This window comes from Sphingomonas phyllosphaerae 5.2 (assembly GCF_000419605.1).
GTDB lineage: Bacteria > Pseudomonadota > Alphaproteobacteria > Sphingomonadales > Sphingomonadaceae > Sphingomonas > Sphingomonas phyllosphaerae_B.
Map to the genome: position 1 here is coordinate 3,410,413 of NZ_ATTI01000001.1, position 13,976 is coordinate 3,424,388.

The window sequence follows — 13,976 nt, forward strand, 5'->3', positions numbered from 1 at the left end:
TGCTCACACCCCCGCCGTCTGGAGCGCGTGGGTGCGCGCGTCCTCGGCCTTGATCACATCCTCGGCGGGAATGTGGAAGTCGCGGTCGTAGTTGAAGGTGTGCCCGATCGCGGTCGCGATCAGCGCGACGAACGACACCGCCGCCAGCCACCAGATGTACCAGATCATCGCCACGCCGAAGACGGTCGCCAGGCCGGCAAGGATGATCCCGGCGCCGGTGTTCTTGGGCATGTGGATCGCGCGGAAGCCGCTTGTCGGCCGTTCGGCGTTCTTCGACTTCATGTCGTGCCAGGCGTCGAGATCGTGGACGACCGGCGAGAAGGCGAAGTTGTAGGCCGGCGGCGGCGAGGAGGTCGCCCACTCCAGCGTGCGCCCGTTCCACGGATCGCCCGTGACGTCGCGCAGCTTCTCGCGGTCGCGGATGCTGACGTAGAATTGCATCAGCATGGCGCCGATCCCGGCGGCGATGATGACCGCGCCGATCGCGGCGACCACGAACCAGATCTGCAGGCTCGGATCCTCGAACGCGCGCAGCCGGCGGGTCACCCCCATCAGCCCCAGCACGTACAGCGGGGCGAACGCGACCCAGAAGCCGACGACCCAGCACCAGAAGCTGATCGTGCCCCAGAATTTGTCCAGCTTGAACCCGAAGGCCTTCGGCCACCAATAGTTCACGCCCGCGAACATCCCGAACAGCACGCCGCCGATGATGACGTTGTGGAAGTGCGCGATCAGGAACAGCGAGTTGTGGAACTGGAAGTCGGCCGGCGGCACCGCCAGCATAACCCCGGTCATGCCGCCGATCACGAACGTCAGCATGAACGCGACCGCCCACATCATCGGCAGCTCGAACCGGATCCGCCCGCGATACATCGTGAACAGCCAGTTGAAGATCTTCGCACCCGTCGGGATCGAGATGATCATCGTCGTGATGCCGAAGAAGCTGTTGACGCTGGCGCCCGAACCCATCGTGAAGAAGTGATGCAGCCAGACGAGGTACGACAGGATACAGATCACGATCAGCGCGTAGACCATCGAGGTGTAGCCGAAGAGCCGCTTGCCCGAGAAGGTCGAGACGACTTCGGAGAACACGCCGAACGCCGGCAGGATCAGGATGTAGACCTCCGGGTGACCCCAGATCCAGATCATGTTCACGTACATCATCGGGTTGCCCCCGCCGGTGTTCGTGAAGAAGTTGGTGCCGACGTAGCGATCGAGGCTGAGCATCGCGAGTACCGCAGTCAGCACCGGGAAAGCCGCGACGATCAGGACGTTGGTAACGAGTGCCGACCAGGTGAAGATCGGCATCTGCATCAGGCCCATCCCCGGCGCGCGCATCTTGATGATCGTCGCCAGCAGGTTGACGCCCGACAGGAGCGTGCCGACTCCCGCGATCTGCAAGGCCCATATGTAATAGTCGACCCCGACATCGGGCGAATAGTCGAGCCCCGACAGCGGCGCCATCGCCAGCCACCCGGTCCGGGCGAACTCGCCGACGAACAGGCTCATCATCACCGTCACGGCACCGCTGACCGTCATCCAGAAACTGAAGTTGTTCAGGAACGGGAAGCTGACGTCACGCGCGCCGATCTGGAGCGGGACGACGAAGTTCATCAGGCCGGTGACGAACGGCATCGCCACGAAGAAGATCATGATGACGCCGTGGGCGGTGAACACCTGGTCATAATGGTGCGCGGGCAGGAAGCCCTCGCTGCCGTTGAAGGCAATCGCCTGCTGGGCACGCATCATCAACGCATCGGCAAACCCGCGCAGGAACATGATGATCGCCAGCACGATGTACATGATGCCGATCTTCTTGTGATCGACACTCGTGAACCACTCTTTCCAGAGATAGCCCCACAGTTTGAAATAGGTGAGCGCGCCCAGCACCGCCGCGCCGCCGAGCGCCACCATGGCGAACGTGGCGACGAGGATCGGCTCGTGGATCGGGAAGCTCTCGAGCGTCAGGCGCCCGAAGATCGTCTTGATGAGATCGTCCGACATGGTGTCCTCAACCCTCCTTCGAGGGGTTGGCGCGCAGTGGCGCAGGGATTTCCAGCTTGGTCATGTTGCGGTTCGCTTCCGATCCGGTGTCACCGGCGCCCGGCGACTGGCCGTGCGGCGCGCTGAGATGCTTGCCCTCGCCCTTCTCGGAGGCGTCGCGGGTCAATGCTCCCTTCGCCTCGCCGTCACGCTGCGGGCGATCGTTCGCTGCCGGACCGGCGTTCGACATGTTCTCCATGCAATCGGTGCCGGGCTTCACGCACATCGCGACGACGCGCTTGAACAAGGCCGGATCGATCGCGCCGAAGCCGATCGGACGCACCTTCTCGCTGGGCTTCTCCAGCTTCAGGTAGGTCGCGTTGTCCAACTGCCAGCGGTTGCGCTTCACGCCCGCGGCCCATTGCTCGAAGCGCGCCGGCGACACCGAATGCGTCCAGAAGGTCATGTGCGAGAAACCGGCGCCCGAGTAGTTGCCGGAGCGGCCCTCGAACTTGCCGGTGCGGTTCAGCACGCCGTACAGCACCGTCTGCATCCCGGGCATCGTGTACACCATGCCCGCCATCGTCGGCACCCACAGCGTGTTCATGACGCTAGACGAGGTCATGGTGAACTTCACCGGGCGATCGACCGGCACGACCAGCTCGTTGACCGTCGCGATCCCCTGCTCGGGGTAGATGAACAGCCATTTCCAGTCGAGCGAGACGACCTGCACCTCCAGCGGGCGAACGCCGGCGGCGATCGGCTTGCCGGGTGCGGTGCGCGCCAGCGGGCGATACGGGTCGAGCGTGTGCGTGCCGACCCAGGTCAGTGCGCCCAGCGCGATGATGATCAGCAGCGGCGCGGCCCAGATCACCAGCTCGAGCCCCGTCGAGTGATCCCAGTCGGGCTCGTAGCTCGCCTCGGTGTTCTGCGCGCGGTAACGCCACGCGAACAGCACGGTCAATGCCATCACGGGAAGGATGATGAGCAGCATCAGCACCGTCGACCAGATGATCAGACTCGACTGCTGCACCGCGACATCGCCGGCCGGATGCATCACGACGGTGTTGCACCCGCCCAGCGCGAGCAGCGCAGCCGCGGCGGTCAAGTGACGGACGAGAGGCGTGCGGCCGGGCGCACGTCGAGCGAGGCGACGGGTCATGGTGCCGCAGCTAGGCTTTGCTGCGTCGCAGCGGAATAGGACATTTTGTCCCATCTACGCGGCCGATCGTTTAGGGTAGGGAATTGCCGGAATACGTCCGACCGATCGGGAATGAATATGGCCACCGCTTCGTCCACGTCGCTCGAGCAGGATGCTCGCGCCCTCCATAGCAAGGGGGACCATGACGTGCGCCCCGGTGAGATCGCGATCGGCGTCATCATCGGGCGCACCTCGGAGTTCTTCGACTTCTTCGTCTACGCGATCGCCTCGGTGCTCGTCTTCCCGGCGGTGATCTTCCCCTATATGCAGCCAATCGCCGCGACGCTGTGGTCGTTCGCGCTGTTCCCGCTCGCGTTCATCGCGCGCCCGATCGGAACGCAGCTCTTCATGAAGCTCGACCGCCGCTATGGCCGCGGGACGAAGCTGACGATCGCGCTGTTCCTGCTCGGCACCTCGACGGTGCTGGTCGCGTTCCTGCCCGGCTATGACACGATCGGTTCGTCCTCGGCGGTGCTGCTCGCGTTGTTCCGCGTCGGACAGGGCATCGCGCTGGGCGGCGCATGGGACGGACTGCCGTCACTGCTGGCGCTCAACGCCCCGGAAAAGAAGCGCGGCTGGTGGGCGATGGTGCCGCAGCTCGGCGCGCCGCTCGGCCTGATCGTGGCCAGCGCGCTGTTCGCGTTCTTCGTCTCGACGCTCCCGGCCGAGGATTTCATCTCGTGGGGCTGGCGCTACCCGTTCTTCGTCGCGTTCGCGCTCAACGTCGTGGCGCTGTTCGCGCGGCTGCGCATCGTCGTCACTCCGGAATACAGCAAGCTGTTCGACAGCCGCGAACTGACGCCGTCGCGCGTCACCGCGACCGTCAAGGCGCAGTGGCGCAACATCATCATCGGGGCGTTCGCGCCACTGGCCAGCTTCGCGCTGTTCCACATGGTCACCGTGTTCCCGCTGTCGTGGGTCAAGCTGTACACACGCGAAGACATCTCCACCTTCCTCATGATCGAGGTGCTGGGCGGCCTGGTCGGGCTCGGCGCGATCGTGGTGTCGGGGTTGCTTGCCGACCGCATCGGGCGACGCAGCGTGCTGGGCTATACCGCCGCCGGCATCGCGGCGTTCAGCGGCTTCGCACCGCAGTTGCTCAGCGGCGGCCGCCCGGGCGAGATCATGTTCATGGTGATGGGCTTCATCCTGCTCGGCCTGTCGTTCGGCCAGTCTTCGGGCGCGGTGACCAGCAACTTCCCGAAGCGTGCGCGCTATACCGGCGCAGCGCTGACGTCGGATCTCGCCTGGCTGTTCGGCGCCGGCTTCGCGCCGCTCGCCGCACTGGCGCTGACGCAGGCGTTCGGGCTGGCGGCGGCGGGCGGCTACCTGCTGTCGGGTGCGCTCGGCACGTTGGCGGCACTCGGCCTCAACGTCGAACTGGCTCGCCGACTCGACTGAGGCGCGCCGGCGGCGTCTCGAAGGGCAAGCGCGGCAGTACGCCGATCCGCAACGCGCGACCGCTTCATCACGGACGATCAGTTACCCGAATGCCGTAGCGCATGGAAAAGGGCGGGCGCGGTGGGAACCGCGACCCGCCCTTTTCTCTACTTGGAACGTCAGTCCGGCTTCTTCGCCACACCGACCAGTGCCGGCCGCAGCAGGCGATCCTTGATCATCCAGCCGGCCTGCATCTCCTGCACGACCGTGCCCGCCGGCTGGTCGCTCGGCATCTCCATCATCGCCTGGTGGCGGTTGGGGTCGAGCGGCTGGCCCATCGCCTCGATCTTGGTCAGCCCGTGCCGGCCGAACACGTTCGCCAGTTCGCGCCCGGTCGCCTCCAGCCCGGTGACCAGCCCCTTGAACTTGTCGTCGTCGCGCAGATCCGCGGGGATCGCCGCCAGTGCGCGTTCGAGATTGTCGGCCACCGACAGAACGTCGCGCGCAAAGCCGGTCGCGGCATAGGCGCGCGCGTCGGCGGCATCCTTCTCGGCGCGGCGGCGGACGTTCTGGATGTCGGCCTGCGCGTACAGCGTCTCCTGCCGCGCGGTGGCCAGTTGTTCCTCCAGCTCGGCGATGCGCGCCGCGGCGCCATCGTGTTCTGCGACCTCGGGCGCGGCACCGGCGGTCGCTTCGCGCAGGTCGTCGGCGCCCAGATTGTCAACGGGGGTGGCGTTGTCGGTCATGTCGGTCCTGTTCGTTATTCCGTAGTCGATTGCCGCGCCTCACCCGAGCAGGCGGGTCAGCGTCGCGGCCGTGAAATCCACCATGGGCACGACGCGCGCGTAGTTCAACCGCGTCGGGCCGATCACGCCGACGACGCCGACCACGCTGCCATCGCGTCCGCGGAACGGCTTGGCGATCACCGACGAGCCGCTGAGCGTGAACAACTTGTTCTCCGCGCCGATGAAGATTCGGGTCGCATCCCCGGCGCGCGCCGAGTCGAGCAGCGCCGCGACCTCCTGCTTGCCGTCGAGATCGTCGAGCAACGCCCGCACCCGCTCGACGTCCGCCGCCTCGGCATCGTCCAGCAGCCGCCCGTGCCCGCGCACGATCAGCACCGGGCGCCGTGCACCGTCCTCGCTCCACACCGCCAGCCCGCGCTCCACCAGCGCCCGCGCCGCCGCATCGAGTGCCGAGCGCCCGGCCGACAATTCGCGGTCGACGCGCGCGCGCGCTTCCGCCAGCGTCAGCCCGGCGAGCGTCGCGGTCATGTAATTCCCAGCCTCCACCAGCGCGCCGGGCACGACGCCGGGCGGCAGCTCCAGCACGCGGTTCTCGACGGCGCCGTCTTCGCCGACCAGCACCGCCAGCGCCTGCGTCGCGCCCAGCGGCACGAACCCGATCGAGCGCAGCACCGCCTCACGCTTGGGCACCATCACCAGCCCCGCGCACGCCGACAGCCCGGAAAGCGCGGCGGTGGTCGCGGCCAGCGCCTCCTCGACCGGCCCGCCCGCACCGGCGCGCGCCTCGATCTGCTTGCGCTCCTCGTCGCTCGGCGCATGCGCCTGCATCATCCCGTCGACGAACAGCCGCAGCCCACGTTCGGTCGGCATCCGTCCGGCCGACGTGTGCGGCGCCGCGAGCAACCCCGCCATCTCCAGTTGCGCCAGCACCCCGCGGATCGAGGCCGGTGACAGGTTCAGCCCGGCCTGCGCCAGGGTGCGCGACCCGACCGGCTGCCCACTCTCCAGATAGCCGTCGACGACGCGACGGAAGATGTCGCGGGCGCGGTCGGTGAGTTCGGTGATGGGCGGCGACGGGGTCACGCCCGCCGATGTATGCGCGTGGACGCCGCGGCTCAACCGCTTGCGCTCTTTCATCTTTCCGCAACGCTGCGCTGGCAGGATGATGCCGAGGTCTTTCAACGATGTACGACGTTTCACTGGATACCGACGCGCACCTGCTGGCGATCCGCTGGCATCGGATCTTCACGCCGGCGGAGGTCGCTCCCTATACGCAGGACGTGATGCGCCGCTTCCTCGCCGCGCGCTTTCGTCCCGGTTATCGCCTGCTGATCGACATGAGCGCGTGCGGCCCGCAGCCGCAGGACACGCTGGCGGCGTTCGTACGCCACATGAGCCCCTTCCCCAAGGCCAGCCGCATCGCGATCGTCGCGGCGGGGGCGGTCGCCCGCGCGCAGGTCCGCCGCGTGATGACGCAGCCGTACATGCAATTGTTCGACGATCCGGCCTCCGCGCGGACGTGGGCCATCGCCTGACGGCGATGACCCCGTGCCACCCCGGGACCATCATTGCGAGCGCCAGCGAAGCGATGACGGACTCCGCGTGCCGCCACCGCCCTGCACCTGCCGCTACTTCTTCCCGATCAACGCCGCGATCGGCAGCCCCGCCGGCGCCTCCCGCAACGCCGCCGCCATCGCCGCATTCCCCATCCGGCAGCCGTAGTAGAAGCGAAGGTGCCCCGCACCGCCGCTCGCCTGCGTCCAGCCGACATCGACACTCGGCATGTCGGTCGGCGCCGGCCCGCAATCGGGCGACCCCATCTCAATGATGCGCTCGCCATCCGGCCGGTACGGCTCCAGCAGCGCCGCGAAGCGCCGGTAGGCCTCCGGCGAAGCGCGGAATTCCCGCGTCCCCGTCACCGCGGTGAACCGCTCGCCCTCGAACGTGCCCGTGCCGTCGGGGCGTACCGACACCTTGTAGACCGGGCATGTCCCGTAGCATGGCCCGGTCGCATAGCTGATCGAATCGCCCTCGATCGCCACCGGCACGCCCGCCGCGGGCCCCGCAGCGCCGCGCGTGCATCCCGCCGCAGCCAGCATTACCAACATCATCGCCATCGTCGTGCGCATATCCGCCTCCCCGTTTCGCCGTGCTTGTCGCTGGCGCGCCATCACCAACCCGGCTAGGGCGTGGACGATCCGACCTTGAGGAGAGTTGAATGCGCCCCAGCGGCCGCACCCCCGACCAGATGCGCCCCATCACGATCGAGCCGCGCTTCACGCGCCATGCCGAGGGCTCGGTGCTGATCGGCTTCGGCGATACCAAGGTGCTCGTCACCGCCTCCGTGGAGGAGCGCGTGCCGCCGTTCCTGCGCGGCAAGGGCCAGGGCTGGGTAACCGCCGAATACGGGATGCTTCCGCGCGCCACTCACACCCGCAGCAGCCGCGAGGCCGCGAAGGGCAAGCAGTCCGGTCGCACGCAGGAGATCCAGCGGCTGATCGGCCGTTCGCTGCGCGCGGTCACCGACATGACGCTGCTGGGCGAGCGGCAGATCACGCTCGATTGCGACGTGATCCAGGCCGACGGCGGCACGCGCACCGCGTCGATCTCTGGCGCGTGGGTCGCGTTGCGGCTTGCGGTGAATTCACTGCTGGCCAGCGGAAAGCTGACCGCGGACCCGATCAAGCAGAAGGTCGCGGCGGTTTCGTGCGGCATCTACAAGGGCGATCCGGTACTCGATCTCGATTACGACGAGGATTCGAACGCCGACGCCGACGCCAATTTCGTGCTGCTGGAAAACGGCCATATCGCCGAGGCGCAGGCCACCGCCGAGCACGCCACCTATGACGAGGAGGCGCTGCTCCGCCTGCTGCGCCTCGCGCGGATCGGCTGCACCGACATCTTCGCGGCGCAGGCGCGCGCGATCGCATGAGCGGCGAGAGCAAGGAACCGCAGGCGATCCGCACGCTCCATCCCGGCAAGCTGGTGATCGCCAGCCACAATGCCGGCAAGGTGCGCGAGATCGGCGCGCTGCTGGAAGGGCGCGGGCTGGAGGTCATCTCCGCGGCCGCGCTCGACCTGCCGGAGCCGGAGGAAACCGGCACCACCTTCGTGATGAATGCCGAACTTAAGGCACGCGCCGCGGCGGACCTGTCGGGGCTGCCCGCGCTGGCCGACGACAGCGGACTGTGCGTCGAGGCACTGGGCGGCGACCCCGGCATCTTCTCGGCGCGCTGGGGCGGGCCGCAAAAGGATTTCGGGCACGCGATGCGGCTGGTCGAGGACAAGCTCGCCGAAACGCCCGACGCGCCGCGCGACGCGCATTTCGTCTGCGCACTGGCGCTGGCGTGGCCCGACGGACACGTCGAATGGTTCGAGGGGCGGGTCGACGGCACGCTCGTCTGGCCGCCGCGCGGCGACAAGGGGCATGGCTACGATCCGGTGTTCCAGCCGGTCGGGCACGACGTGACCTTCGGCGAGATGGACGAACCGGCCAAGAACGAGATCAGCCACCGCGGCGACGCCTTCCGACAGCTGGTAGCAGCAGTCTTCTGAGCGGCTTTCCGGGTACAATGACCTCAAGTTGATCCGTCATTGCGAGCGGAGCGAAGCAATCCAGAGCCGGATCGGGACGCGCTGGACTGCTTCGCTCCGCTCGCAAGGACGGGCTTGGTCAATCTCTTCGCCCGATCGGGCTCGGCAACGCGGCCCACATCCGGCACCACCGGATTACCCGCTGGCAGTCAGTACGCGCGCCGTCCCGCCACCTCGCCGCCGGGGAAATAGCGACACACCAGGAAATCCTGTGCCTGCCCCTGCTCCATCGCGCAGCCGACCTCGGTCGTATCGCGCCACACGATCTGCGCGTAGTGCGCGGCATCCTGCCAGCGACCGGTGCGGCTGAACCGCGGGCTCGGGCCGTTGCGGAAGTTGCGGCGCTCGGCCAGCCAGTACCGCGCCATCTCGCCATAGTCGTAGCCGCCGCGGGTGCCTGCGAACAGGTTTTCCCCCTGCCACCCGCTGCCTGCGGGCTGCTGCGCATGAAACAGTCGCCCGCTCCGCGCCAGTTCCTGCGCGTGGACGGCCGCAGCCGACGCCAGCGTGCGGCTCCACGCCAGCGGCGCCAGACCCAGTTCGCCACGCGCGCGATTGTGCACCTCGAGCATGGCGCGCTGGAGCACGCGGACATCGCGCGGCGGGGTCGGCTGGCGAATCCGCCACTCTCCGCCGGCCGCCGCGGCGGAGGCGCAAGTGAGGACAAGAATCAACGCGACGAGGCGACGTACAAGCATCGTCGCCGTGAATGGCAAAGACGTTGCGCAACCGCAATGTGACTCGGGGGCGTGGTGGCCTTTGCTGCGATGAACCGCCATATGCGCGCGACCATGGCCATCATCGACCTCGCCACTCCCGCCGCCGCCGCCGCCGACAGCAGCGCGGATGCCGCCGCCTTGCGTGACCGCGCAGCGCGCGCCGATGCACCGCTAGCGCTGTACATTCATTGGCCGTTCTGCGTCTCCAAGTGCCCGTATTGCGATTTCAACAGCCACGTCCGCGCCACCGTGGACGAGGCGCGATGGCATGATGCGCTGCTCGCCGACCTCGCGCACGAGGTGGCGCTGCTACCTGGACGGCGGCTGGGATCGATCTTCTTCGGCGGCGGTACGCCCTCGCTGATGCCGCCCGCTACCGTGGCTGCACTGATCGACGCCGCCACCGCGGCCTGGGCGCCGGTCGGCGATGTCGAGATCACATTGGAGGCCAATCCTTCGTCGGTCGAGGCGGCGCGCTTCGCCGATATCGCCGCCGCGGGCGTCAATCGCGTGTCGCTGGGGTTGCAGGCGCTCGACGACGACGCGTTGCGCTTCCTCGGCCGCGCGCACGATGTGACAGAAGGTCTCGGCGCGCTCGCGGTCGCGCAAAAGGCGTTCGCGCGCGTCAGCTTCGACCTGATCTACGCGCGCCCCGGCCAGTCGCCCGCGCATTGGGATGCGGAGCTCGCGCGCGCCTTGTCGTTCGGAACCGAGCATCTGTCGCTCTATCAGCTGACGATCGAGCCCGGCACGCGCTTCGCGACCGAGGCGGCGGCGGGGCGACTGGCGATCCCCGACGGCGACGACGCCGCGGACCTGTTCGAGCTGACCCGCGCGCGCACCGCCGCCGCCGGCTTGCCCGCTTATGAGATCTCCAACCACGCGCGTCCGGGCGCGGAAAGCCGCCACAACCTCGCTTACTGGCGCTACCGCGATTATGCCGGCGTCGGTCCCGGCGCGCATGGACGACGCGACCATCTCGCTACCTTTCGTCGCCGCAAGCCGGAGAACTGGCTCGCCGCGGTCGCGCGCAACGGCCACGGGCTGGAAAGCGAGGAGCCGCTGGACGCCCGAACGCGTGTCAGCGAGGCGCTGCTGATGGGGCTGCGGCTTGCCGAGGGCGTCGACGTCGAGGCGATCGCGGCCGCGGGAGGCGCGCGCGTCGAGGAGATCGTCGACCTGCGCGCGGTCGCCTCGCTACCCGAACTGATCGTCTGCGAAGGCCCGCGGCTGCGCGTCACCGATGCGGGCATGATCCTGCTCGACGCGATCCTGCCGAAGGTGGTGCGATAGGAGGGGTCCGTTCCCCGAGAAGCACGGGAGCGACACGCCGGGCGTTTGCACGGACCCGCCGTCTCAGGACCCCGGCCTCCGCCGGCGAAACCGCAGGTCCCGCCCGACCGGCTCCCGCATCCTGTCCGTTCCGAGGAGACATCCGGCTTGTCGACGCGTCGTCTCGAAGCACACCGGTGGCGCGCATCCCTCGCGACGACGCCTCGACCGGCTCAGCCTGCGCGCAGGCGAACGGCGGTGGCGGGTAGCCGCGGCGCTTAATCCGCCAGACCGCTCCACTTCTCGCCGGACGTCGCATTCGCGACCACCGCCTCGACGAACGCCATCGTCCGCACGCCGTCCCCGGCACCCGGAAACCACGCCGCACTGCCACGCGCCGCCACCGCATCACCGCCGCGGATCGTCGCCGCAACCGCGCGATAGAGATTGGCGAACGCCTCGATATACCCCTCCGGATGCCCGGCCGGCGTCCGCACCCGCGCCATCGTCGTGTCGGCAAGCCCCGGCCCGCCGGTGCGCACTATCTCGGCAGGGCGATCCAGCCACCGCAGCGTCAGCGTGTTGGGCTCCATCTGCGCCCAGTCCAGCCCGCCCTTCTCGCCGTGGATGCGCAACCGCAAGCCGTTCTCGTCGCCGGCCGCGACCTGCGTCGCCTTCAGCACGCCGCGCGCGCCGCCTTCGAAGCGCAGCAGCACGCTGACGTCGTCGTCCAGCCGCCGCCCCGGCACATGCGTGGTCAGGTCGGCGCACAGTGCCTCCACCCTGACCCCGCCGACATGCTCGGCAAGCTGGAAGGCGTGGGTGCCGATATCGCCCAGGCAACCGCCGAGCCCGGCGCGCGCCGGATCGGTGCGCCATTCCGCCTGCCGGTTGCCCTCACGGTCCAGCGCGCTGCTGAGCCAGCCCTGCGAATATTCCACCTGCACCAGCCGGATCGCGCCGAAGTCGCCGCGCGCCACCCGCGCGCGCGCTTCCTCGATCAGCGGATAGCCGCTGTAGGTGAACGCCAGCGCATAATGCCGCCCGCTACGCTCAGCCGCCGCTGCGATCGCGCGCGCTTCGTCGAGGTTCAGCGACATCGGCTTCTCGCACACGACGTGGAAGCCTGCCTCCAGCGCGGCGATCGACATCGGCGCATGCAGGTGATTCGGCGTGACGATCGCCACCGCGTCGATGCGTTCGTCCGCCGGCAGCGCACGCTCCGCGGCCAGCATCGCATCGAGCGAATCATAGACGCGGCGCGCGTCCAGCCCCAGCAGGTCGCCGGTGCGCCGGTTGCGGCCGTCGTCGGTGCTGAACGCGCCCGCAACCAGCCGCCAGTCGCCGTCGATGCCGGCTGCCATCCGGTGCACCGCACCGATGAACGCGCCTTCTCCGCCGCCGACCATGCCGAGCTTAAGTGGTTCTACCCGCGCCATTCATCCTCCCGTCATCCGCATACCGTCATTACGAAGACCGTAACGCCAGCCGCCTTGCTATCCCCCGGTTTAGCGGTAAACTGGCGGCAATCAAATCGGCTTTGCCACGTTGAGTTTGGCCACATTGGATTTGGAGAGATGCGATGAAATTGATCGCCGGGCTGGTTGCAGCCCCGATCGCCGCTACGGTGGCGCTGGCCCTGTCGGCTCCCGCCCCCGCGCAGCAGAGCGGACCGCAGGCATTCGCCGCCTGCAAGGCATGCCACACGCTGAACAAGGGCGGTCGCAACGGCATCGGCCCGAACCTGAGCGGCCTGTTCACGCGTCCCCCCGCATCCGCGCCGGGCTTCAACTATTCGGCGGCGCTCAAGAAGGCGCAGATCAAGTGGGACGACAAGTCGCTCAACGAATTCCTTGCCGCCCCGCAGAAGAAGGTGCCCGGCACGCGGATGCCGATCGCCACGCCTGATCCTGCCAAGCGCGCCGCGATCATCGCCTATCTCAAGGCCGAGACCGTAAAGTGAGCGACACGCCTGCCGTGATGCGTGGTCCGGGCGTCTTCCTGGCGCAGTTCATGGGTGACGCCGCGCCGTTCGACACGCTCGACACGGCAGCGCGCTGGATGGCGGAGGCCGGCTACGAAGGGGTGCAGCTTCCCAGCGGTGATGCGCGTTGCATGGATCTCGCGCGCGCCGCCGAGAGCCAGGATTACGCTGACGAGCTGGTCGGGCGCTGCCGCGAGGCCGGTGTCGCGATCACCGAATTGTCGACGCATCTGCAAGGCCAGCTGGTCGCGGTGCATCCGGCCTATGACGCCGCGTTCGACGTGTTCGCGCCGAAGGAACTCCGCGGCAAGCCCGCCGCACGGCAGGAATGGGCGGTCGAACAGCTCAAGCTCGCCGCAAAGGCCAGCCGCCGGCTCGGGCTCGACGCGCATGCGACCTTCTCGGGCGCGTTCGCGTGGCCGTTCGTCTATCCGTGGCCGCAACGCCCCGCCGGCATGGTCGAGGAAGCGTTCGGCGAGCTCGGCAAGCGCTGGCGCCCGATCCTCGATGCGTTCGAGAACGAGGGCGTCGACCTCTGCTTCGAGCTGCATCCCGGCGAGGATCTGCACGACGGTACCACGTTCGAGCGGTTCCTTGATGCGGTCGGCGGGCACAAGCGCGCCAATATCCTCTACGATCCCAGCCATTTCGTGTTGCAGGCGATGGATTATCTCCAGTTCATCGACTTCTATCACGACCGCATCCGCATGTTCCACGTCAAGGACGCCGAGTTCAACCCGACCGGCAAGGCGGGCGTCTACGGCAGCTATTCGGACTGGATCGATCGTCCGGGCCGTTTCCGCTCGCTCGGCGACGGGCAGGTCGATTTCGGCGCCATCTTCTCGAAGCTGACGCAATACGGGTATCGCGGCTGGGCGGTGCTCGAATGGGAATGCTGCCTGAAGAACGCCGAGGATGGCGCGCGCGAGGGTGCGCCGTTCATCGCCGCGCACATGATCCGTCGTCCCGAGCGCGCATTCGACGATTTTGCGGGCGGGTTCGATCCGTCGGCGAACCGACGGTTGCTTGGGCTCGATTGATCGGCCAAGCTGTCGAATAATACGACAAAAAGAATCATGTGGATAAAGGGGTAGAGG

The 13,976-nt window shown here is 68.0% G+C and carries 14 protein-coding genes; 7 read left to right on the top strand and 7 right to left on the bottom strand.

All coding sequences use genetic code 11. From position 1 onward, the window contains the following. Positions 1–3: 3 nt before the first annotated feature. Complete coding sequence (gene cyoB, locus SPHPHY_RS0116280) at positions 4–2,004, bottom strand: cytochrome o ubiquinol oxidase subunit I (RefSeq protein ID WP_022687750.1); 2,001 nt, start codon at positions 2,002–2,004, stop codon at positions 4–6. Between the two features lie 7 nt (positions 2,005–2,011). Further along, positions 2,012–3,145, bottom strand: coding sequence for a ubiquinol oxidase subunit II (gene cyoA, locus SPHPHY_RS0116285; RefSeq protein ID WP_051148332.1), 1,134 nt, complete (start codon positions 3,143–3,145; stop codon positions 2,012–2,014). A 111-nt stretch (positions 3,146–3,256) separates the two neighbouring features. On the opposite strand from cyoA, the gene SPHPHY_RS0116290 reads away from it, so the two are divergent. Then, entirely contained in the window at positions 3,257–4,585 is a 1,329-nt protein-coding gene (locus SPHPHY_RS0116290; RefSeq protein WP_022687752.1) for an MFS transporter, read from the top strand. A 158-nt stretch (positions 4,586–4,743) separates the two neighbouring features. On the opposite strand, the gene grpE is transcribed toward SPHPHY_RS0116290, so the two are convergent. Both grpE and hrcA read right to left on the bottom strand, forming a co-directional pair. Then, on the bottom strand, positions 4,744–5,310 hold the full coding sequence (gene grpE / locus SPHPHY_RS0116295) for a nucleotide exchange factor GrpE (protein WP_022687753.1): 567 nt from the start codon (positions 5,308–5,310) through the stop codon (positions 4,744–4,746). Between the two features lie 39 nt (positions 5,311–5,349). Then, a complete protein-coding gene (gene hrcA, locus SPHPHY_RS0116300) occupies positions 5,350–6,447 on the bottom strand; it encodes a heat-inducible transcriptional repressor HrcA (RefSeq protein ID WP_022687754.1) in 1,098 nt (365 codons plus the stop codon). Between the two features lie 47 nt (positions 6,448–6,494). Between hrcA and SPHPHY_RS0116305 the strand changes: the two genes are divergently transcribed. After that, complete coding sequence (locus SPHPHY_RS0116305) at positions 6,495–6,845, top strand: hypothetical protein (protein WP_022687755.1); 351 nt, start codon at positions 6,495–6,497, stop codon at positions 6,843–6,845. 93 nt (positions 6,846–6,938) lie between these two features. Here SPHPHY_RS0116305 and SPHPHY_RS0116310 read toward each other — a convergent pair whose 3' ends face one another. Further along, positions 6,939–7,439 carry a DUF6438 domain-containing protein gene (locus SPHPHY_RS0116310; protein WP_028057021.1) on the bottom strand — a complete coding sequence of 167 codons (501 nt, stop codon included), beginning with the start codon at positions 7,437–7,439 and terminating at the stop codon, positions 6,939–6,941. Between the two features lie 89 nt (positions 7,440–7,528). Between SPHPHY_RS0116310 and rph the strand changes: the two genes are divergently transcribed. Further along, positions 7,529–8,242, top strand: coding sequence for a ribonuclease PH (gene rph / locus SPHPHY_RS0116315; protein WP_028057022.1), 714 nt, complete (start codon positions 7,529–7,531; stop codon positions 8,240–8,242). After that, on the top strand, positions 8,239–8,865 hold the full coding sequence (rdgB, locus tag SPHPHY_RS0116320; RefSeq protein WP_022687758.1) for an RdgB/HAM1 family non-canonical purine NTP pyrophosphatase: 627 nt from the start codon (positions 8,239–8,241) through the stop codon (positions 8,863–8,865). Before rph ends, rdgB begins: the two co-directional genes overlap by 4 nt. A gap of 188 nt (positions 8,866–9,053) precedes the next feature. Here the strand turns inward: rdgB and SPHPHY_RS0116325 are convergent, their stop codons facing one another. Further along, on the bottom strand, positions 9,054–9,602 hold the full coding sequence (locus SPHPHY_RS0116325; RefSeq protein WP_022687759.1) for a CAP domain-containing protein: 549 nt from the start codon (positions 9,600–9,602) through the stop codon (positions 9,054–9,056). Positions 9,603–9,683: 81 nt separating this feature from the next. Here SPHPHY_RS0116325 and hemW point away from each other — a divergent pair, with 81 nt between their 5' ends. Further along, positions 9,684–10,916 (top strand): radical SAM family heme chaperone HemW, encoded by a 1,233-nt coding sequence (hemW, locus tag SPHPHY_RS0116330; RefSeq protein ID WP_231370439.1) that lies wholly within the window; start codon positions 9,684–9,686, stop codon positions 10,914–10,916. 257 nt (positions 10,917–11,173) lie between these two features. Here the strand turns inward: hemW and SPHPHY_RS0116335 are convergent, their stop codons facing one another. Next, the gene (locus tag SPHPHY_RS0116335) at positions 11,174–12,334 is read right to left on the bottom strand and encodes a Gfo/Idh/MocA family protein (RefSeq protein ID WP_022687761.1); all 1,161 of its coding nucleotides are present in this window, start codon (positions 12,332–12,334) and stop codon (positions 11,174–11,176) included. Positions 12,335–12,477: 143 nt separating this feature from the next. Here SPHPHY_RS0116335 and SPHPHY_RS0116340 point away from each other — a divergent pair, with 143 nt between their 5' ends. Further along, positions 12,478–12,858, top strand: a complete 381-nt coding sequence (locus tag SPHPHY_RS0116340; protein WP_022687762.1) for a c-type cytochrome — start codon at positions 12,478–12,480, stop codon at positions 12,856–12,858. Positions 12,859–12,875: 17 nt separating this feature from the next. After that, complete coding sequence (locus tag SPHPHY_RS0116345; protein WP_028057024.1) at positions 12,876–13,919, top strand: sugar phosphate isomerase/epimerase family protein; 1,044 nt, start codon at positions 12,876–12,878, stop codon at positions 13,917–13,919. Positions 13,920–13,976 lie beyond the last annotated feature (57 nt).